Origin of the sequence: Roseofilum capinflatum BLCC-M114 (assembly GCF_030068505.1) — a bacterium.
Lineage (GTDB): Bacteria > Cyanobacteriota > Cyanobacteriia > Cyanobacteriales > Desertifilaceae > Roseofilum > Roseofilum capinflatum.
Window position 1 is genome coordinate 1 of the sequence record NZ_JAQOSO010000114.1, and the last position, 21,697, is coordinate 21,697.

Genomic DNA, 21,697 nt, shown 5'->3' on the forward strand with positions numbered 1-21,697 from the left:
TTTTGTTGTGGTATAATTTGTGAAAATGAAAACCCCCTGCTTTTTAAGGGGGGCAGTGAAAGTCCCCCTTCTCTCGGAGTGGGAGAGGGGGTTGGGGGTGAGGGCTATACCTCATGCAAGAGAGAAATGCTATATCTCATCTCATATCAAGTCCGGTTTCCGCAAGCGGACATGAAAATTTGTTAAGAAGCGGGCAAGATGCCCGCACTCCTCGAATTCTTTGATATGACTGGAGTGGGAGCATCTTGCTCCCTGGATTTTTAATTAGGGTATTTCCGCTTCGCGGACATGAATAAGCGAACTTGATATAACCAACCCAACGGCGATCGCCTCCCAAAAGTAAACATCCGAATGTTCTTTTGGGCAAAATGCTGGTAGAGGGGCGGGCGATCGCCACCGGAATATTAAGCAAAAAAAACAACATTGACTCCCTATCTATTTGTGTCGTCAACTGGGTAAAAAATGACTGGCGATCTTGCCCTCTCCCTTTCATGTCCGCTTTGCGGAAAATCCCTCTCCCACGGGAGAGGGACTTGTACCCCTTTCTCCCTTGGGAGAAGGGGGTAGGGGGATGAGGGGAAAACTTGAGTATAAAACCAACCCATAATAAACCGATTCTTGCTCCAAGAGCGTGAAAACCCGGAATGATACCCAATCTCTGAGAGTAAACATCCGGATGTTCCATAAGCTGAGGGACTGTAAAGAAGGAGAAAGACTGTGTAATATATGGTTGTGTGCCTCAGACAAAAAAACTCAGACTTCAGCAGCGCAGAACCTGCCAATGTTGAACTCTGAGCCAGTCAGTTCCCATCCCATTGGTATAGAGCCATGAATAACCAGCAGTTCGATCGCATACTCGCAGGACTCAATCCTACAGAGCAGCAAGTCTTGCACGAATTGCTTAACGATCGGGAAATCGCTACGACAGTAGCCAGTAATAAATCGGATGTGCAGAAAATTAGGAGAACGATTTATAAATCCTTTGGCATAAATGAAGATGATGGTCGTCGCAGAGGGCGCTTTTTTCTGATTGCTTTATTTTTCAAGCATAAACCAGAGTTGGTGAATATTCCCTACCTGAAAAAATTCCAGAATATGAGTGCTGAGGAATTTGAGAAAACCTGCGATCGCCTCTCGACCCAAGAAAAACCCGTTTTACAGCTCTTCCTCCAGAACCAAACTGACGAAGAAATCGCCGCCTCCCTGAACAAAAACCCCGGAACCATTCGCAAACAGATCCGCAACATCTATCAGAAATTTGGCATTCAGGGAAATAGTAAAACTCAACGAAATTATCTGATTCCCATCTTCTTTAAATGCAAACCGGAATTCGTGAATATTCCGCTATTAACCCAGCCAGATGATGTCGGGGCGGGTTCCGTAAGGGTGGGTTCACGAAGATCTCGATGGGAAGACGAAGATAGGGGTGAACCCGCCCCTACGTGGGACGAAAATGTTGGTGAACTCCCTCCAACAGAACCCAAACGGAGCCAAAATAACTGGGGAGAAGCGCCCGATGTCTCCATTTTCCACGGACGCACGGAGGAACTAGACACCCTGAAAACTTGGATCGCCCAAGATGGGTGTCGGCTGGTTGTTCTATTGGGTATTGGTGGAATTGGTAAAACGGCGCTCTCGGTGAAACTTGCCCAGGAAGTTGCAGGGGACTTTGAAGCCATTATTTGGCGCTCTTTGCGGGAAGCTCCTCCTTTGAGCGAGATGCTCGACGACATCAATCAGGTGTTCAACTATGAACCGGACAATCCAGAAGATATCCCCATCCACCGCAGAATTACCCAACTGATTGACTATCTGAAGGAGCATCGCTGTTTAATTGTGTTCGATAATGTGGAAGCGATTCTGCAACCCCAAACGACTGCCGGGCGCTATCGCCCAGGATATGAGGATTATGGCGACTTCCTGACGCGGTTGGGGGAAACGGAGCATCAAGGCTGCTTAATGCTCACCAGTCGGGAAAAACCGAAGGGGATTAATGCGCTGCAAGGGCCAAAATTACCGGTGCGGGTGTGGAAAGTACAGGGGTTAGATGAGGGGGCAATTGCGGAGATTCTGAAGGAAAAAGGGTTAGGGGTGAGCGCCGCAGTCAATCACCAACTCGCGGACTCTTGCAATGGCAATCCTTTGGTGCTGAAACTGATTGCCACTCGGATTCAGGAGCTGTTTGGGGGCAGTGCGGCAAACTACTTAAACCGTGGGGAGGCGATCGCCATTCAGGATGTTTGCGATGTTCTCGATCAACAATGGCAGCGTCTCTCCCTAGAAGAGCAGCATATCATGTATTGGTTGGCGATCAACCGGGAACCCGTCACCCCAGAGATCCTGCAAGAGGACATGATGGGGCAACCCCTGCGGCCCGTTCGCGAAGCGACTCCGCAGGGGTATCGCCGCCAACTAATCGAAATTCTATACTCTTTAGTGGGGCGATCGCTCATCGAAGCCATTTCCGGCACTCGCACCACTTCCCCAGAACCCAAACCCATCACCACCACTCTGCAAAACGTGGTCATGGAATACCTCACCAACCGCTTCATCCAAGAAATCTGCACCGAACTCCGCACCGGCAACCTCAACCTTTTCAACAGCCACGCCCTGATCAAAGCTACCGCCAAAGACTACGTGCGCGAAAGTCAAATCCGCCTCATTCTGCAACCCATTGCCGACCACCTCCTCACCCTCATCGACCCCCAAAATCCCCGCCCCTGGATCGAACAATTCCTCCAGAAATTGAGGGGATCTGTAGGGGCGAACGGCCGTTCGCCCCTACACATGGGACAACCCACACCCAAATTCCTCGGATATGCTGCGGGCAACCTAATCAACCTCCTCTGTCAACTGAAAATCAACCTCTCCCACACCAACTTTTCCCAACTCCCCATCCGCCAAGCCTACCTCAAAGGACACAGCCTCAACCACACCGACTTCAGCGAATGTCACTTTGTCGGCTCCGTATTTACCGATGTCTTCGGCCCCGTCTTTTGTCTCGCCGTTAGCCCCACAGAACGATTAGTGGCGATCGGTGATGGCTACGGAGCCATTCGCCTTTGGGGATTTGACGACAGTCAACCCTTCTTAACCATTCAAGGTCATCAAGGTTGGGTGCGCTCCATCGCCTTTAGTCCCGATGGTAATCTTTTAGCCAGTGGCAGCGCCGATAAAACCGTAAAACTCTGGGATCTCTCCAATGGGGACTGTTTAGCCACCTTAACAGAGCATCAAGAAACCGTGCGCTCCGTGGTTTTTAGTGCCGATGGTCAAAATTTAGCCACGGGAGCAGCCGATCGCTTAGTAAAACTTTGGAGCCTTTCCAACCCCGAACAGCCCCAATGTCTGCATACCTTCACCGGTCATACGGAAGGGGTGTGTTGTGTCGCTTTGAGCCAAGAAGGTGACCTGATCGCCAGTAGCAGTAATGACATGACCATCCGCCTGTGGGATCGAGAAACTGGGGAGGTGAAGGTATTAGAAGGTCATGAAAATTGGGTGTGGTCGGTAGCCTTTAGTCCCCACGGTCATCTGCTGGCCAGTAGCAGCGACGATCGCACCGTGAAGCTTTGGGATGTGGACACGGGGGACTGTTTGCAAACCCTACACCGACACCAGAATGGCGTTCATTCCGTGGCCTTTAGTCCCGATGGCAATCTTTTAGCCAGTGGCAGTGATGATAAAACCATTGTTATCTGGGATGTGGGGACGGGGGAACTCCTGCATGTTTTATACGGCCATACCAACTGGATCTGGCAAGTAGCCTTTAATCCCCATGATGGGGGCAAAACCCTGGCCAGTAGCAGCGTGAATAATTTTGTTAAACTGTGGGATGTACGGACGGGAAAGTGCCAAAAATCTTGGCAGGGATACACCAATTGGATTTGGGGGGTAGCCTTAAGTCCGGATGGTCAACTGTTAGCTAGTGGTAGTTTAGACCGTATGGTGCGCCTCTGGTGCGTGAAAACCGGGGAATGCTTGAAGACGTTGGCAGGTCACCTGGCTACGGTTCAGTCAGTGGATTTTAGTCGAGATGGTAAGCTTTTGGCCAGTTCGAGCGGCGATCGCACAGTGAAGTTATGGGAAGTGAGTACGGGGCGCTTAATCCGCACATTCACGGGTCATGAAGATGCCATTTGGTGCGTGCGCTTCAGCCCCAATGGGAAACTTCTAGCCACGGGAAGCGGCGATGAAACCGCTAGGGTTTGGAATACCCATACAGGGGAGTGTTTGCATACTTTTGAGGAACATACTCGCCCCACGCGCACGGTGACGTTCAGTGGCAATGGGGAACTCCTAGCAACCGGGAGTGACGATCTAACCCTTCGCCTCTGGAATCTACAAACGGGAGAATGCCTGAGCGTTTTAACCGGACATCAGGATTGGGTGGGGTCTTTGGCTGGGAGTTTGCAAGGATCAATTTTAGCTAGTGGTAGTGATGATACTACGGTACGGCTCTGGAATTGGGAAACGGGGGACTGTTTGCAGACTTTGCCGGGTCATTATCATTGGGTTCATGCGTTAGCGATGAGTCAAGATGGAGCAATTTTAGCCAGTGGGAGCAGCGATCGCACCATCAAAATCTGGGATGCAAACACCGGGAACTGCCTGCATACCTTAACCGGACATAACGAAGGGGTGCGATCGCTCTCCTTGAGTGCCAACGCTACCCTCTTAGCCAGTGGCAGCGAAGATGAGACGATTAAACTCTGGGATGTTCACCAGGGAGAATTGATGAAAACCCTGCGGGTATCTCGTCCCTATGCAGAGATGAATATTGCTAAAATTGAAGGCTTAACTCAAGCGGCGATTTCCACACTCAAAGCCAATGGAGCCATGGAGCGCAGTGCATAGCCGACTGGGACAGACACAGCGCTTTGTGCTGCCTGAGTAATGAGTAATATCAAATCTATTTATTTACGCTACAGATCTCTGTAGGGGCGGGTTATACCCAAATCTTGTAGACTGACAACTATTTTTGTATTCATGTCCGCTTGCGGAAACCCGCACAAACCCACTTGCCAAGCCAGTAGTGCCGTGACAACCCTAAAATGGTGGGTTACGGCGGATTGATAGATTGCTGTCAGAGTCTAGGTTTTAGCCGCCTAACCCACCCTACGCTAATGCACTATTTTAGCTGTGTCACGGCAGTAGGGTGCGTTATCAACGCACCCCACCCCACTAGGAATGACTGGTTTCTAATATCAGTTTAGACCGCTTCAAAGGTTCGGGGATGTCAATGGGATAATTTCCGGTAAAACAGGCCGAACAAAAGTTACTTTGGTGGTCGCCCGTGGCGTGGTGCATGGCTTCCCAACTCAGGTAAGCCAAAGAGTCTACACCGATTTGTTTACAAATTTCATCTACGGATTTAGTCGCCGCAATCAGTTGGTCTTGATTGTCTGTGTCAATGCCGTAGAAACAGGGATGGGTGACGGGAGGGGAAGAAATTCGCATGTGAACCTCCGTTGCTCCCGCATCCCGGATGGCTTTGACCAGTTTCTTGCTGGTGGTTCCCCGCACAATGGAGTCATCGACTAGAATGATCCGTTTTCCGGCAAGGACATCCTTGAGGGGATTCAGTTTCATGCGAATACCCGATTCGCGCATGGCTTGAGTGGGTTGGATAAACGTGCGACCCACATAGCGGTTTTTAATGAGACCTTCGGCATAAGGGATACCAGAGGCTTCCGAAAATCCGATCGCCGCCGGAATGCCGGAATCGGGTACACCAATAATCAGATCTACATCCACATAGGATTCTTTCGCCAAATAATGGCCCAACCGTTTGCGATAGCTATAGATGGTTTCTTCATCAACCACGCTATCGGGACGGGAGAAGTAAATCATCTCGAAAATACAGAGCTTGGGTTGGGGTTTTTGGGCCCAATGGAAGGAGGCTAACCCCTCTTCAGTGATCCAAACTAACTCACCCGGTTCCACATCCCGCAAATAGTCAGCCCCAATAATATCCAGGGCGCAGGTTTCCGAGGCCAGCACGTACCGACAGGGATTTTGCCCCAATGTGCCAATGACTAGGGGACGGATGCCATGGGGATCTCGAACTCCCATGATGCCGTCCGGTGTGCCGATGACGAGGCTATAGGCTCCTTCGCAATAGTTAAAGGCCGAGATTGCGCCTTCTAACCAATCTTTACCGCGATCGACTTCTGTGGCGATCGCCAAAGCAATCATTTCTGAGTCTGTTGTTGTCAGGAAACAATGATTTTCTTGGGTTAATTTATCTCGTAGTTCCACAACATTGACAATATTGCCATTATGTGCTAAAGATAGAGACCCTAATCGAGTATCCACCACGGCCGGCTGGGCATTAGCCACCCGTGAGGAGCCAGTGGTGGAATAGCGGACATGACCCACCGCACTTTCCCCCACCAAACGATTGAGGGTAGGTTGATTGAAGACTTGGGACACTAAGCCCATATCCTTATGCCAATGGACTTGCTTGTTGCTAAAGGTAGCAATGCCTGCGGATTCTTGTCCCCGATGTTGGAGGGCATACAGGCCAAAATAGGCAAGTTTGGCAACCTCTTCCGAGGGGGCGTATACGCCAAACACACCACAGGCTTCTTCGGGTTTATCGGCACGGTTGGGATTCAAAACATCAAGCTCCATAGGTTCGATGGGGATAGGTAAGCGGTATCACGTTGTCGGTATTGTTTTCTGAATTTAGGGTAGCTCAGATTAAAAAACCTGTTGCTCAAAATGTAAGCGTGGATACCTAATTTAATTTTAAGGTTTTCTTAACCCATTGGGAATGGGGTGGGGGGAATGGGGGGACGAGGGGCGCTCCCATCCGTTCAACTCCTGCCATCAACCAAAACAATATCAGAAAATTGACTGTGAACCTGATTAAAGAGCCGTTTATCTCCCGTATAAAATATAGCTCGATAGTCTTGAGCTAAAGCAAGATAATGGGCATCATAAGCGGCCGGAAGGTCAAACTGTTGTGCTAACGCAACCGCTTGGAAGTGCAATTGCAAATCGCTTTTGATGCTAATCCTCAAATTAAACACATCTTCTAAAGCCGTTTGCACTTCATCTTCTTGCAGTTGTCCCGCTCTACCCATCCGATAAATAGCATTTGTTATTTCATAATAAAATAGTGTGGGCGCAATAATTTGTTTATCGGCTGCTTGCCATTCTTCCCAAAGCACAATCCAGGGATCGGCCTCAGATTGGCTATTCACGAGACGCACCGCGAAATTAGCATCCATACAAATATAATCCGTCATCGTTTGACCTCTTGTTTGCGTGAACAGGCTTCAAAGAGTTCTTGACTGCGTTCTTCTCGCATTTGATAAAATACTTCATCAATAGCATCATAAAAGTTATCTCTTTGCCGTTTACCAATGGCTTTACCGCGTTTAAGAATGCGCTCTTTAGTCTGCTGCCAATTTTGCTTACGCTCTATTTTTTCGTGCAGTAATTTCTGCTCTTTTGGGGGAAGAGCATCAATGAGTTGGAGAATGGCATCCACTAATTTTGTATTCATAGTTAATTCGCTTTTTTTCCCAAACCACCCTTAAATTATACTATTTAATGATAATTAATTTGGGTGTATGGGTGGGGTGGGGGCGGGTTCAGGTAAGTTATCGGTGGGTGTTATAGATTTGGGGTTAACCCGCCCCTTGACATCCAAGACAGTATCTACAGAGATCTGTAGCGTAAATAAATGGATTTGATATCATTACTCAAAACTCATTACCCTTTAATCGAGCCAAGGTTGATGGACAGAAGGCCGATATATGGGGCGTTTCGGTGTGCGACGAGGAACGGGAGTCGAGGCAGCGATCTGTTGCACCGTTTGATCTTGAATTTTGGGGGGATGGGGTTCTCCCTGCCAAACCTTCAGGGTTTTATCCGCACTGCCACTGACAATCAATTGTCCATCAGCACTCCAAGCAACACTATTAACACAATTTTGATGACCCTCTAGGGTCGTTAAGAGGGTAGCCGTTTCTACTTGCCAAAGTTTCAGGGTGCGATCGTCGCTACCACTGACCAAAAATTGCCCATCGGGACTAAAGGCAAGCGATCGCACATAATCTTGATGTCCTTCAAAAACCTGCATAGTTTTTCCCGTCTCGAAATCCCACAGTTTGACCAAATTATCCCAACCCCCACTGGCTAACCATTGCCCATCGGGACTAAATGCCAAGGCATTGACAATATTTAGCCGGGAAGCCAAATCCCCTAGCGTTGCAAACTCTACCTCTTTTCCTAAGTGCCACAGTTTAATACTATTATCATCGCTGCCACTGGCAATAATGCGCCCATCGGGGCTGAAACTCACAGCCCGCACGGATGCTAAATGACCAGTGAGGGTATAGATCGCTTCTCCATAACGGGAATCAGTCGGGTCAAGTTGCCACACCTTTACCGTGCGGTCTTTACTAGCACTGGCTAACAGAGTGCCTTGGGGATTCCAGGCGATCGCATTAATCGCCTCTCCATAACGGCGATCATCTCCTGTCTGACTCTCGCCCAACTGCGGCCCCCATTCCCCCTGTTGCAAATCCCACACATAAATCGCGCGATCGTCCCCCCCACTGGCTAAAAACCGACCATTCGGACTAAACGCTACTGTATTCACGTATAACTCATGACAGTTAAGGGTTCCCTCATGCTCTCCCGTCACCCCATCCCAAAAGCGAATAGACCGGTCTTCCGAGCCACTAGCCACGACAGTAGAATTGGGATGTATATCAACAGCGCCCACCCATTGCGTATGACCTCGAAGAGTATGCACGCAACGCCATTCAGAGGATGAAGCAGTTGCAGGCAACTGAGACGCTAAGGGAGAAACGGCCGGTTGTATGGGAGCGGTTAGGGGATCGACCAAACGATCCACCGTCGGTAAACCTTGCAAATCCTCTAGAACCTCTTGAGCCGAATGATAGCGGTGATTAATGGCATCGGCAATGAGGCGATCGATAATTTTTGCTAAGGGTTGACTAATGGGATTATCATCCAAACACTGCCGCCAAATCCAGGTATCCTCATGAATATCAAATAACTCAAACGGTGACTTTCCGGTGAGCATATGCAAACAAGTCACCCCTAAACTATAGAGATCGCTCGAAAAAACCGCCCGTCCTCGGCCTTGTTCTGGGGCTAAATATTCCGGTGTCCCAATGGTGGTTCCCGTTTTCAGTAAAGCCGTTGATGTGGCATATTTTGCCGCCCCAAAATCCACTAAAACCAGTTGCCCATTTTCCCGCAAAATAATATTTTCGGGTTTAATATCCCGATGAATCACATGGTGGTGATGAATAAAATCTAAAACCGGTAGCAAATTATAAAGTAACTCGCGGATTTGGTTCTCATTAAATCTTCCTGCTTGCTCCAGAACTTGGCTTAAATTTTGCCCATCAATAAATTCTTGTACCAGATATTGGCGAGAATCTTGGCTAAAGTGGGCATGTAGGGCGGGAATTTGGGCATGTTCTCCCAGATCGTCTAAGCGAACTGCCTCTTGTTCAAACAATTGGGTTGCCTTTTGCACATTATTGGTTCCCTGGGCTTGGGGAAAAAACTGCTTGATCACACAATAGGGTTGAGACGGTTTATCGCGATCGATGCCCAAAAAAGTGCGCCCAAACCCCCCTTGGCCAATACATTTGAGTGCTTTATACCGGTCTTTGAGCAACAAAGCACTGCGACAGCTTTGGCAGAAAGCATGACGGTCAGGGTTTTTGGGTTGCTTGCAGTCCGGGTTGAGGCAATATCTCATAGCATGGGTTAGGCGGGGCACATTGATCTATCTTATTATTGTTTTATTGTTTATAGCGCTGTGGTATGTACGTTACGTTAGCAGGTAGATGATTAGGATCGGGTAGGGTGGGCAGGGTATGCTTGTAGGAATTGAATGATTTTGCTTATCCTCCTGCCCACCCTACGATAATTTGCTTGGGCGCGGCGAGATATGGCAGAACGGTTACTGGAAAACCATCAGCGCGGTTTGTGGACAAGTGCAAGTGCGGAAAGGGTGGATCAGTTGAGGGCGATCGTGCATCAAGCGGAGGCGAACATTGAGTAATTCAATAAGATCAGGAATATTCTTCATGATTACTTTCCGCAGCTTGTCTCATCGCCAAAAATGCTTCTTTAATGGATTGGCTTACAGCACTTTGAGGTTCAGCTAAAATCAGAGATTGATAAGATTCCAGGAACCGACATCGTAATCGATGAAAAAGATGTAGGAAATGACGAATAAATCCAATGCAATCTAAGATAACAAACTCAATTCCTCCCGTTTCGTGATACAAAGATTGTGCATAAGTCTGAACTTGATGATCAATTTGCTCAGTGGTGATAAAAATGTAATTATCGACTCGTTTATCTCCTAAGCTGAGTTTCTGTAAGGCACGGTCTATATCATCACGGTCGATGCAATTTAGCCAATAAACAGGCCATTAAAAGACGAACTCCTGCACGATTTTTGAGATTACGAGCCACATAGTCAGCCGATTGTCTAATCTTGACATCATCAATCAGTGAGCTATCTAAGTTGGTATTAGCTTGTCTAAAAGCGGCATTGAGGATGTCGATGGGTTCTGGCATTTTCTCCCCTGTCCTGGAATATCATAGTTTGTCCAGAGTACCTCTGTCCGAGGTTGTTTAACCGATAAACATTGTTTGGAGGGTGCTTCGATACGGTTCCAATCTTGGTAAAGATGAGCAAAGAGATCGCAATCATAGCCAGATATGGCAACTTTTCCCTGAACCTGGTTCAACACTGCGGCTAATTCTCGATGATCATCATCTGTCATTTCGTATGCATAGGCATGGCGATCGCCGCGTGTATCATGGGGATAAGGAGGATCGCAGTAAAATAGGGTGTCTGGACTATCATATCGCCCAATCACTTCTATGGCTCTGCCCTGTTCAATTTGCACCCGTAACAGTCTTTGTACAATCTCCGAGAGTCCTTCAACAGAGCCTAACCAACGAGAAACCGCTCCTGACATACCTGCTCGACTGGTGAGTTTACAATGGGCCCATCTTCCAGCACTAGCGGTTTGAGCAAGTCCGGTTCTCACCTGACGAGCGCGAACGAAAAAACGCCTTGCTCTTTCGAGTTCTGAGCAATTTTCCCTCGGTTCTTCTACAGCAATTCTCAGTTCTTCTCTGGAAAAAGGAGTTAATCCAATGGCTTGAATGAGGTCTTCTTTTTGGTCGCGCAAAACTCGAAAAAAGTTGACAACTTCTCCATCAATATCATTATAAGTTTCTACAGGGGAAGGTTGACGATTGAGGAGAACAGCCGCAGATCCTGCAAATGGCTCACAGTAATGGGTGGCTTCTGGCAATAAGGGGAGAAGCCAGTTAAGATGATTAAATTTCCCGCCATACCACCCAAAAGCAATGAGTTTAGACATTCGTATATTCCTAGGCTTTACTCTGTTTATTTTTTACTTCCACCATGCTCCCACTATAGCACAAAGCGCTGTATCCCCACATTAAAGCCCCATATTGAAGAGTGGACAAGAACCAATTCAATACATTTGGAAAGCCCCTACAATTCTATTTCTATCAGATTGAGAAATGGGGAATAAATAGACTCTCAACTAGAGTAGATAATTGCACGCTATTCTCCGTTACGGAGTTGTCATTATCTTCAAGTTCCTCAATCCACTCAGTAGTTGCCATGGGGGATGTGCCTCGAAAAAAAAGTTCTTCTATAGGGATCTCGGTTTTTTCGGAGGGTTTTTATGCAAAAGTGACTAATTTGTAATATTTATTTACAATAAAGGTCTAAATCCCCTAAAATTCTGTATCTTAGAGGCCACTAAGGGAAAAAATAGATTACCGATTACCAAAATATGTATGATTTAGTGATTAAAGGGGGGCGTTTTCCGGGGGGCGATCGCCGAGATCTGGCAATTTCCGGTAACCAGATCGCCGCTATTGCCCCAGAAATAAACGCTCCCACCCAAGAGGAACTCTGGGTTACTGATAAGCTGATCAGCCCTCCCTTTGTGGAGTCCCATATTCATCTAGATTCGGCTCTGACTGCGGGAGATCCGCGCTGGAATGAGAGCGGAACTCTGTTTGAAGGGATTGCCATTTGGGGCGATCGCAAGCAATCCTTACAGTATGAGGAAGTCCAACACAGAGCCTTAAAAGCGCTCAAACAACAAGCAGCACAAGGAGTCCTTTGGGTACGCACCCACGCGGATGTCAGCGAACCCAACTTAATCGCCTTGAAAGCCTTATTAGACTTGCGAGAGCAGGTGAAAGACTGGCTAACGCTGCAAGTCGTCGCTTTTCCCCAAGATGGCATTTATGGGCAACCCCAAAACGAACAGCTTTTAGAAACTGCGCTGCAACTGGGTGCAGATGCCGTCGGTGGCATTCCCCACTATGAACTGACTCGCGAAGATGGGGTAAAATCAGTTCACCGCATCTTTGAATTAGCGCAACAGTATCATAAATTAATCGACATTCACTGCGATGAAATTGACGACGATCAAGCCCGATTTTTAGAAGTCGTGGCTGCTTGCGCTGTTCGTAGCGGACTCGGTTCCCAAGTGACCGCCAGCCATACAACTGCCTTTGGCTCCTATAATAATGCCTATGCGTTTAAGCTAATGGGCTTACTCAAACGGGCAAAAATTAACTTTATTTCCAATCCTTTAATTAACATTACCCTGCAAGGGCGCACCGATACCTATCCCAAACGGCGCGGCGTTACCCGTGTGAAAGAATTGTGGCAAAATGGCTTAAATGTTTCCCTCGGTCATGACTGTATTCAAGACCCTTGGTATAGTCTGGGAACCGGCAATATGTTAGAAGTCGCTCATATGGCGGTTCATGTCTGTCAGATGACGGGAATGGCAGAAATTAATGCTTGTTACGATATGGTTACCACGGGAGGCGCAACAACCCTAAATGTGTCGGATTCTTATGGGTTAGACGTGGGTAAACCCGCCAATCTTATTATTCTTGATGCTGAGAGTCCCTATGATGCCATTCGCCGACGAGCAACGGTAGAGGTGGTGATTTCTCAGGGGAAAATTCGCGTCAAAACGGATGCTCCCCAAGTCCATTGGCAGGTTTAAATAGAGAAATGGTTTGACACCAAATCTGGTGAATTCGTTAAAGTATTGGGTACGGTGGGCAGGATATTCTGGTCAACTTTGAATGATGTCGCCGATTCTCCTGCCCACCCTACGATACTACGATACTAGGATGCGAAATAGGCGGCTAATTCTTCTGAACCGCCAATATGTTGGCCGTCAATAAAGACTTGGGGAACGGTATCTTTACCGGTGATGGCTTTTAGGGAACGGGTGGTTACTGCATCAGCAAGGGTGATTTCTTCGTATTCTAAGCCTTTGTCTTTGAGTAGATCTTTGGCTTTGGCGCAGAAGGGACAACCGACTTTTGTAAATAGAGAAATCATTTTCGGCTTAACGGCGCTGGGATTGATATATTTGAGCATGGTTTCTGCGTCGGAAACCTCGAAAGGATCGCCGGGTTTTTCCGGTTCGATGAACATTTTTTCAATGGTTTTGTTTTTGACGAGCATGGAGTAGCGCCAAGAGCGTTGACCAAATCCTAGGTCTTGTTTGTCTACTAGCATACCCATGCCGTCGGTGAAGTCTCCGTTACCATCGGGAATGAAGGTGATTTTGTTGGCTTTTTGATCTTTGGCCCATGCTTCCATTACAAAGGTGTCGTTCACGGAAACACAGATAATATCATCGACTCCGTTGGCTTTGAAAACGTCGGCGAGTTCGTTGTATCCGGGTACGTGGGTGGAGGAGCAGGTGGGGGTGAAGGCTCCGGGAAGGGAGAAGACGATGACGGTTTTGCCAGCAAATAGTTCATCGGTGCTGATGTCTTTCCATTCGTTGTTGACGCGAGCGCGAAAGTTGACGTTGGGTACGGTTTGACCTTCTTTATTCTGCAACATAAATGTTTATCTCCTGATAGGGGTCTAAAACGAACTCGTTATGAATTTGAATTGTTTTAATCATACTCATAACGAGTCCGGGTTGTCAAGGGGGGAAATTTTCGATCGCCAGTACCGCCATAATTGTTAGATAATGGGAAAGTTGTGTTAATACTGAACTCTACTGAACGCTAGGAACCACCATGCGAACCCACTACTGCGGAGAATTACAAGGAAAAAACATTGGCGAGACGGTAACCCTGTGCGGTTGGGTTGATCGCCGTCGCGATCATGGTGGTGTGATTTTTCTAGATTTGCGCGATCGCACTGGAATCGTGCAAATTGTTAGCGACCCAGACCGAACCCCCGACTCCTACGAGCTGGCGGAAAAATTGCGGAATGAGTATGTGGTAACCATTCAAGGACGAGTCACCCAGAGGCCAGAAGAGTCCCTCAACCCCAAAATTGCCACCGGAGAAGTGGAAATTTACGCCGATAAAATTGAGCTACTCAACGGCATTAACCGGCAAATGCCGTTTCAGGTATCGAGCTACGAAGAAGAGGCAGTACGGGAAGATTTGCGGCTGAAGTATCGCTATTTAGACTTGAGACGCGATCGCATGAGCCACAACCTCAAACTGCGCCACCAGGTTGTAAAAGCTATCCGCCGCTACTTAGAAGACGAACAGCACTTCATGGAAGTAGAAACCCCAATCTTGACCCGCTCCACCCCAGAAGGCGCAAGGGATTACCTGGTTCCCAGCCGAGTCAATGCGGGGGAATGGTACGCCCTGCCCCAATCGCCCCAACTGTTTAAACAATTACTCATGGTCTCCGGATTTGACCGGTATTATCAGATTGCTCGCTGCTTCCGGGATGAAGACCTGCGAGCCGATCGCCAGCCCGAATTTACCCAACTGGACATGGAAATGAGCTTCATGTCCGAAGAAGACATTATTAACCTCAACGAAGGCTTAGTTTGTCATATCTTCAAAACCATCAAAAACATCGACATTCCCCGACCCTTCCCCCGCATCACCTATAAAGAATCCATGGAGCGCTATGGATGCGATCGCCCCGATACCCGCTTTGGACTAGAATTAGCCGATGTCTCCGATGTCGTCAAAGACTGCGGGTTTAAGGTCTTTTCCGGAGCTGTTGCTGCCGGTGGCTCAGTCAAAATTTTACCCATTCCCAACGGCAACGATAAAATTTCCAACGTCGCCATCAAACCCGGTGGCGAACTCTTCAAAGAAGCCACCGAAGCCGGAGCCAGAGGACTCGCCTATATTCGCGTCCGAGAAAATGGAGAAATCGACACCATTGGCGCGATCAAAGATAACCTCAGTGCCGAACAAAAACAGGAAATCCTGAAGCGCACCGGAGCCGAAGCCGGCCATTTACTCCTGTTTGGAGCTGGAGATACCGCTACGGTGAACAAAACCCTAGACCGCTTGCGGCAAGTGATTGGCAAACAAATGGGACTCATTGACGACAACCAAATTAACCTGATTTGGGTTACCGAGTTTCCCATGTTTGAATGGAATGCCGATGAAAAGCGCCTAGAAGCCTTACATCACCCCTTCACTTCGCCGAACCCAGAAGACTTAGACGACATTAAAACTGCCCGCGCTAGAGCCTACGATCTCGTCTACAACGGCAATGAGATTGGCGGGGGAAGCCTGCGGATCTACCAACGGGAGATTCAAGAACAGGTATTTGAGGCGATCGGACTCTCCCCCGAAGAAGCCCACAATAAATTTGGTTTCCTCCTGGAAGCCTTTGAATATGGGACTCCTCCCCATGGCGGGATTGCCTATGGCTTAGACCGATTTGTAATGCTCCTCGCGGGTGAAGACTCTATCCGCGATGTGATTGCCTTCCCCAAAACTCAGCAAGCTCGATGTGTACTTACCGACGCTCCGGCAACGGTGGATAATCGCCAGTTGAAAGAACTGTCTGTGGCTTCTACCCACAAACCGAAGGCAAAAAATGATTAATGGGCGATCGGCGATCGGTAATGGGTGATGGTCATCAATTAAAGCAGTGCGCCCTTCGACTCCGCTCAGGGCACACCCTAGAGCGCCTGGCGCTATTATGAGGTATGATATCAAGTCCGTTGGATCAGTTGTAATATCAAATCCGACTAATCAGTTACAGTATGTCATTGCGAATGGAGCGGAGCGGAATGAAGCAATCTCGATTACCCATTACCAACTTGAGGCGATTTAATTACCCCAGACATCAAAAGCCACCAGGGAACATAGAGACTAGGAAGCCAAGAAGAATAGGGACGTAACTGGGGAATCATCATCGGCAAAATAAACTGTAAAGACCGCAAAGATGCGGGTTGATTTCCTTCTCGGTCTACCACACCATAGCGTCGGGCTTGTTCGGCGACAATCTGTACTTTTCCCGTTCGTTTGATGATCTCGGAATCGGTAGCAAGACAGGCAATCACTCGACCCGTTAATAAGGGAGTTTCCCAGTTAAAGCCATCAGCAAAGGGATTTCCTCGCTCTGGTAGAGTTCCACTTGCTTCTTGCTCTTGGGCAAATTGGGTAAATTTTTCTGTCCCCACAATTCCCGGCCAAATGGAGAGGGAGGTAATGTTATGGGGTTTAAGTTCTAAGGCTAATTCTAGGGCTAGGCGATCGCACGCTGTTTTACCCACTCCATACAGTACCCCAAATATGGGAAACAATCCCCCCCAAGAAGACAGGGTACAAATGAGTCCTTGTTTCCGAGGAACCATCATCCGCGCTGCATACACACTGGCAATATAATGCCCCCGCAACCCCACATGATTGACCCGATCCCATAAATTGGGTTCTAATTCCCAAAAAGATTGACCATAGGTTTCTTTGAGCATGGATACGGCAGAATAAGCATTATTCACCAATAGATCGAGTTGTCCCTGCTGTTCATCCGCGATACGCTCGAATAACAAACGCACCTGCTCATCATCACCATGATCCACTTGTACCGGAATGGCTGCCCCACCCACTTTTTCTAGTTCCTTTTGGGTTTCTTCTAAGCTCCCCATTCCTGGCTCAGAACTGTACAGAGTTCTGCCAGTAATATAAACGGTTGCGCCAGCTTCTGCCAAACCGATGGCAATTCCTTTTCCTAACCCACGAGAGGCTCCGGTAACTAGGGCAATTTTTCCTTCGAGTGGTTTTGATGTCATTATGTTCTGCGGTTATTTCTATGTCCACAATTATTGTTCTGCTTTAGATGATAAATCAGTTCTTCTTTAGAAAGGTAGGGAGCATTAAAGGCAGCAAGCAGGATGCTCGCACTCCTTCGATTTTGCCCAGAGGATCGGAAGATGATACAGTAAAATATTGTGCCCATGCTCTCCACCCCGTTCCCCAGATCTCATGTTGTGTGATTATCTCGTCCAAATTCTCACGGCTCGCGTCTATGATGTTGCCCAAGAAACGCCCCTAGAAGTGGCGAGTAACCTTTCTCGGCGACTGGGGAATCGGCTGCTGCTGAAACGGGAAGATATGCAATCCGTATTTTCGTTTAAGTTGCGGGGAGCTTATAATCGGATGGCGAAACTGCCTCCGGAGCAGTTGGCCCAAGGGGTGATTGCTTCATCTGCGGGGAATCATGCCCAAGGGGTTGCCTTAGCTGCGCGGCATTTGGGAACCCGTGCGTTAATTGTGATGCCGGTGACTACGCCACAGGTGAAAGTGGATGCGGTGCGATCGCACGGCGGAGAGGCAGTATTGTATGGTGAAACCTATGATGAAGCCTATGGCCATGCCCGCGAACTGGAAGCCGAGAAAGGGTTAACGTTTATTCATCCGTTTAACGATCCCGATGTGATTGCCGGCCAGGGAACCATCGGCATGGAAATTTTACGCCAATATCAACAGCCCATCCATGCCATTTTTGTGGCCATTGGTGGCGGGGGTCTCATTTCGGGCATTGCCTCCTACGTGAAACGCCTGCATCCAGAAACCAAGATTATTGGCGTAGAGCCGGTGGATTCCGATGCTATGAATCAATCCCTGAAAGCCGGGAAGCGGGTGAGATTGCCCCAAGTGGGCTTATTTGCTGATGGGGTAGCGGTGCGGGAAGTGGGAGAGGAAACCTTCCGCCTCTGTCAAGAATATGTGGATGAAATTATTCTGGTCAAGACAGATGATACCTGTGCAGCCATTAAAGATGTATTTGAAGATACGCGATCTATTGTGGAACCTGCGGGAGCCTTGGCGATCGCCGGCGCGAAAGCCTATGTAGAGCGGGAAAAAATCCAAGGACAAACCCTCGTCGCTGTTGCCTGCGGTGCGAATATGAACTTCGATCGCCTGCGGTTTGTCGCCGAGCGAGCCGAATTTGGGGAACGCCGAGAAGCCATTTTTGCCGTCACCATTCCCGAAAAACCCGGCAGTTTACGCCGCTTCTGTGACTGTTTGGGGACGCGAAACCTCACCGAATTTAACTATCGCATCGCCGATCGCACCTGCGCCCATATCTTTGTCGGTGTACGAATTAAAGACCGAGACGATGCCGCCCAAATCGCCAAAACCTTTGCAGAAACAGGCTTTGAAACCCTAGAATTAACCGATGATGAACTGACGAAACTCCATCTACGCCACATGGTCGGCGGGCGATCGGCCTTAGCAGAACATGAATTAATATACCGCTTTGAATTTCCCGAACGCCCCGGCGCACTAATGAAATTTGTCGCCTCCATGAGTCCCAACTGGAATATCAGCCTTTTCCACTATCGTAATAATGGCGCAGACTATGGGCGCATCGTCGTCGGAATGCAAGTCCCCCCCGAAGAAATGGCAGAATGGCAAGCCTTTTTAGACACTTTAGGCTATCGCTATTGGGACGAAAATAATAATCCTGCCTACAAATTATTCTTGGCTTGATGACTACAACCCACCTCTAAGCCCGTCGGACAACTGGGAAAACTGAAATCTTGGAAAAATTCCCATAAAGTTCCCATAAAGTAGTGTGTGGTACAGCTCAAATCCTATATCCATACCATAATCAAACTTTAACATCTACTCGGTAAGATTAAGACGATTATAAGTTCTCCCATGGTATAGGAGTACTGAGTATGAAATTCAATCTACGTTTTGTTTTAATTGTTCCCTTTGTTCTACAGATTTTCGCGGTAGTGGGATTGACGGGATGGCTATCGTTACGCAATGGACAGAAAGCGGTTGAAAATTTAGTCACTCAGTTACAGCAAGAAACCGGCGATCGCATTCAACAACACCTCAAAAGTTATTTACAGACTCCTTATTTAGTCAATCAAAATATTGTGGATGCCATAGAATTAGGCTATCTAAATATAGACAATCCCCGCAGCATGGAATCCTATTTCCTAAAACAAATCCGTCATTTTCCCCATATAGGATATATCCAAGCAGGCAATGAAGAGAGAGAATTTTATGGACTAGAACGGACGAATGACGGAGGATTAAATATTGAAATATCCGATGCTTTAACCCATTATAAGATTTACACCTATGCAACCGATAACCAAGGCAGGCGCACCGAAAAAATATTGCGGGTGAGTCCAAGCTACGATCCCCGTCCTCGTCCTTGGTATACTCCTGCTGCCACTCAAAATCACTCAGCCTGGAGTGAGATTTATAGTTACGTTACCCATCCTCGTTTAGCCCTCACCATTGGAACACCAATTTATGACCAAGAGAATCAATTCAAGGGAATCATTGGTACAGATTTAACCTTATTAGGTATTAACCAATTTCTCAGTCAATTAAAAATTTCTCAGTCTGGACAAGCCTTTATTTTAGAACGGTCTGGATTGTTAGTCGCCACTTCCACTGATGAAAAACCCTTTATTGCTCCAACTGAACAGAAGGAGTTCAAGCGACTGAAAGCAACAGATAGTCAACAGTTTCTCACTCAAAAAACTACCCACTTCTTGATTGAAAATTTTGGTAATTTATCTCAAATCCCCCAAAACCAACACATCGAATTCAAACTTGAGGGGGTTAGACACTTTCTAGAAGTGACAAACTATAAAGATCAATGGGGATTAGATTGGTTAATTGTGATTGTTGTGCCAGAATCCGATTTTATGGCGCAAATTTATGCCAGTAGACGCAACACCATTTTACTCTGTCTTGGAGCATTGGCCATTGCCATAGTTTTGGGATGGTATACATCTCATTGGATTGCACAACCGATCTTAAAACTTGCACAATCCTCAGAAGAAATGTCAGAAGGAAATTTAGAGCAGCAAGTCTCTGGAGGAGCGATCGCCGAACTCAAGACCCTCGCCAGAGCATTTAACCGCATGGCAAGTGAACTAAGAACCTCCTTTTCTCAACTAGAACAGCGAGTAGAAGAACGTACCTTAGAACTTTCTGAGGCTAAAGAAGCAGCCGATAGTGCCAACGGAGCCAAAAGTGAATTTCTGGCCAATATGAGCCACGAACTTCGCACCCCCCTCAATGGTATCCTCGGTTATGCCCAGATTATGCATCGTGCGACAGACCTCAATCAACATCGTAAGGGCGTGGATGTGATTGAACAAGCCGGTTCCCATCTGTTAACCCTGATTAACGATATCCTTGACCTGGCTAAAATCGAAGCCCGAAAAATGGAACTGTTTCCCAAGGATTTACACTTACCATCCTTTTTGGTGGGAGTAGCAGAAATCGCCAGAGTAAGAGCCGAAAATAAAGGCATTACCCTCCAGTTTTTGCCCGACGAAAGATTACCGACCGGCATTAAAGCTGATGAAAAACGCCTGCGTCAACTATTACTAAATCTCTTAGGCAATGCGATTAAATTTACTGACCAAGGCAATGTAACCTTTTCTGTTACCAACCTACAAGGAACAGCAGGAAGTCAGGCCAGAATTCGCTTTACCATCCAGGATACAGGGGTGGGGATGAGTCAAGAACAAATCGAAAAAATATTTTTACCCTTTGAGCAAGTTGGCTCCACATCGCGGCGTTCAGAAGGAACAGGTTTAGGATTAACGATTTGTCGTCAAATTGCCCAAATGATGGAGAGTGAAATTGAGGTCAACAGTACATTAGGAATGGGAACCACATTCAGGTTTGAAGTCAATTTTCCCATTTCCTCAGAATGGGTTAGTTCTGCGGCTTATTTATCAAAAGGTCACATTCTCGGTTACCGTGGAGAACCAAAAACTATCCTGATTGTAGACGATCACACGGTCAATCGAATTGTGATTTCGGAAGTATTAACTCCATTAGGGTTTAGGATACTCGAAGCATCTAATGGACGGGAGGGATTAGAACAGGTCAAACAGAAGCAACCGGACTTGGTAATTACAGATATTGTCATGCCAGAAATGAACGGGTATGATTTCGCTCGTCAGGTTCGGGAGTCTTATTCCCAAGAGTTGCCGATCATCGCCGCTAGTGCCAGTGTATCACTGGCCGATCAAAGTTTGGCGATCGCGGCTGGCTGTAAGGATTTTCTGGAAAAACCTGTGGATATGGAAAAATTGTTAATTGTGTTACAGAAATATCTGAATCTGCAATGGGTTTACGAATCCATAGAATCTGTAAGCGTTGCTACAGAAAAAGAGATAGTTTTTCCCAAAAATGATGAATTGCTTAAGATGTATGAAATGGCAAAAATTGGAGATATTCTAGGAATTGAACAAGAAGCACAACGGTTAAAAGACATCGATCCTAACTATCACGGATTTTGCGAGCGCATCCTGATCTTAGCTGCTGAATTTGAAGATAAAACCATTGTCGAGCTTATTGATTCTGTGCCGAGTTAGCGATC

The 21,697-nt window shown here is 47.4% G+C and carries 12 protein-coding genes; 5 read left to right on the top strand and 7 right to left on the bottom strand.

Annotated elements, in window-relative coordinates; all coding sequences use genetic code 11:
* Positions 1-828: 828 nt before the first annotated feature.
* Positions 829-4,857: a WD40 domain-containing protein gene (locus PMG25_RS22010; protein ID WP_283769046.1), complete on the top strand. Its 4,029-nt coding sequence runs from the start codon at positions 829-831 to the stop codon at positions 4,855-4,857.
* 327 nt (positions 4,858-5,184) lie between these two features.
* Here the strand turns inward: PMG25_RS22010 and purF are convergent, their stop codons facing one another.
* The 5 genes from purF to PMG25_RS22035 all read right to left on the bottom strand — a co-directional run bounded on the left by purF (position 5,185) and on the right by PMG25_RS22035 (position 11,405).
* Positions 5,185-6,636, bottom strand: coding sequence for an amidophosphoribosyltransferase (gene purF, locus PMG25_RS22015; protein WP_283769047.1), 1,452 nt, complete (start codon positions 6,634-6,636; stop codon positions 5,185-5,187).
* Positions 6,637-6,821: 185 nt separating this feature from the next.
* The gene (locus PMG25_RS22020; RefSeq protein WP_283769048.1) at positions 6,822-7,256 is read right to left on the bottom strand and encodes a type II toxin-antitoxin system VapC family toxin; all 435 of its coding nucleotides are present in this window, start codon (positions 7,254-7,256) and stop codon (positions 6,822-6,824) included.
* Positions 7,253-7,516, bottom strand: coding sequence for a hypothetical protein (locus tag PMG25_RS22025; RefSeq protein ID WP_283769049.1), 264 nt, complete (start codon positions 7,514-7,516; stop codon positions 7,253-7,255). The genes PMG25_RS22020 and PMG25_RS22025 overlap by 4 nt, the downstream gene beginning before the upstream one ends.
* A 216-nt stretch (positions 7,517-7,732) precedes the next feature.
* A complete protein-coding gene (locus PMG25_RS22030) occupies positions 7,733-9,757 on the bottom strand; it encodes a serine/threonine-protein kinase (protein ID WP_283769050.1) in 2,025 nt (674 codons plus the stop codon).
* 772 nt (positions 9,758-10,529) lie between these two features.
* Positions 10,530-11,405 carry a DNA adenine methylase gene (locus PMG25_RS22035; protein WP_283769051.1) on the bottom strand — a complete coding sequence of 292 codons (876 nt, stop codon included), beginning with the start codon at positions 11,403-11,405 and terminating at the stop codon, positions 10,530-10,532.
* Positions 11,406-11,849: 444 nt separating this feature from the next.
* Here PMG25_RS22035 and codA point away from each other — a divergent pair, with 444 nt between their 5' ends.
* A complete protein-coding gene (gene codA, locus PMG25_RS22040) occupies positions 11,850-13,088 on the top strand; it encodes a cytosine deaminase (protein WP_283769052.1) in 1,239 nt (412 codons plus the stop codon).
* A 125-nt stretch (positions 13,089-13,213) separates the two neighbouring features.
* On the opposite strand, the gene PMG25_RS22045 is transcribed toward codA, so the two are convergent.
* The gene (locus PMG25_RS22045; RefSeq protein WP_283769053.1) at positions 13,214-13,945 is read right to left on the bottom strand and encodes a glutathione peroxidase; all 732 of its coding nucleotides are present in this window, start codon (positions 13,943-13,945) and stop codon (positions 13,214-13,216) included.
* Positions 13,946-14,127: 182 nt separating this feature from the next.
* Here PMG25_RS22045 and aspS point away from each other — a divergent pair, with 182 nt between their 5' ends.
* A complete protein-coding gene (gene aspS / locus PMG25_RS22050; protein ID WP_283769054.1) occupies positions 14,128-15,924 on the top strand; it encodes an aspartate--tRNA ligase in 1,797 nt (598 codons plus the stop codon).
* 203 nt (positions 15,925-16,127) lie between these two features.
* Here aspS and PMG25_RS22055 read toward each other — a convergent pair whose 3' ends face one another.
* Complete coding sequence (locus PMG25_RS22055) at positions 16,128-17,114, bottom strand: SDR family NAD(P)-dependent oxidoreductase (protein WP_283769055.1); 987 nt, start codon at positions 17,112-17,114, stop codon at positions 16,128-16,130.
* A gap of 193 nt (positions 17,115-17,307) precedes the next feature.
* Between PMG25_RS22055 and ilvA the strand changes: the two genes are divergently transcribed.
* A complete protein-coding gene (ilvA, locus tag PMG25_RS22060) occupies positions 17,308-18,819 on the top strand; it encodes a threonine ammonia-lyase, biosynthetic (RefSeq protein WP_283769056.1) in 1,512 nt (503 codons plus the stop codon).
* A 191-nt stretch (positions 18,820-19,010) separates the two neighbouring features.
* Positions 19,011-21,692: a hybrid sensor histidine kinase/response regulator gene (locus tag PMG25_RS22065; RefSeq protein WP_283769057.1), complete on the top strand. Its 2,682-nt coding sequence runs from the start codon at positions 19,011-19,013 to the stop codon at positions 21,690-21,692.
* Positions 21,693-21,697 lie beyond the last annotated feature (5 nt).